We start from the raw sequence: 961 nt of genomic DNA on the forward strand, positions 1-961 counted from the left end.
CTGACCCGCGAACACACCAAACCCGCCGTGGCACCCACGGCAACACCGACGCGCCCACACCCAGCGCACCTCACCTCTATTTTCGGATTAGCAGGCCCTCACTCGGACTTTCGCTGCCGGAATGCAATTTCGGCGGTCGGGGGCCGGCCCTACAGCCGCGCGAAGCAGGGGTTCGCGTCCTCCCGGGGGATCGATGCGTCCCGACTGGAGAACCGCCCGATGACACCGCTCCCGGTCACCTCGACGCTGTCGGCCTCGATGCCCAGCGGATAGTTGTCGTTGAGCTTCCTGGTCAGGTCATCGAGCGCGGTCTGCACCGTGTCCTTCGGGAACGGTCCGCTGACGTCGAGCACCTGAAGATTCAGATCACCTTCGGCGACAACGGGTTTGGCTGTGACGCTGTTGCTGCCTGCCTGCAGGATGATCGTCCCCGCGCCCGGATCGGTACTGACGCCGGTGACCAGCGCGCCCACCCCGGGTAGGTTCGCGGCCACGGTGTCCTTGATGCCCTCCGACCGCCACGTCAGCGTGGCGTCCAGGGACCCGATGGTGCCCTTGGCGTCGGCGGAGTCCTGCAACCGCACGTCTTCGAGGGTGACGTCGGCGGTCATTCCGTCGGCGGACTGAACACGGTCGCCCGCCGTGTGCACCGAGATGTTCGTGTAGTGACCGGTGAGGTGCTGCCACAGGAACGGCGGGTTCACCCCGTAGGAGATCGTCGCGCCGTCCTCGACCACACACTCGGCGATCCCGACCAGAATGCCGTCGGCGCGGTGGCGTGCGTAGAGTTCGCCGCCCGCCAGTCCGCCCGCCACCAGGGCGACGGCGATGACGGCGATGAGAAATACCGTCTGCCGGGTGAAGAAGCCGGCGGCCCGGCCCTTTCCGTCATCGGCCGGCCGCCCGCCCGAAACCGGTGGCGGCGGCGGTGCTGGCGGCTGCGGCAGCGGCGGGCCGCCGG

1 protein-coding gene is annotated in these 961 nt (G+C 68.7%); it reads right to left on the reverse strand.

The window, feature by feature from the left end:
• Positions 1 to 149: 149 nt before the first annotated feature.
• Positions 150 to 947, reverse strand: coding sequence for an LmeA family phospholipid-binding protein (locus H7I57_RS24005; RefSeq protein ID WP_308204397.1), 798 nt, complete (start codon positions 945 to 947; stop codon positions 150 to 152).
• Positions 948 to 961: the final 14 nt, after the last annotated feature.

The organism is Mycolicibacterium pyrenivorans (assembly GCF_025821625.1).
GTDB classification, from domain to species: domain Bacteria; phylum Actinomycetota; class Actinomycetes; order Mycobacteriales; family Mycobacteriaceae; genus Mycobacterium; species Mycobacterium pyrenivorans.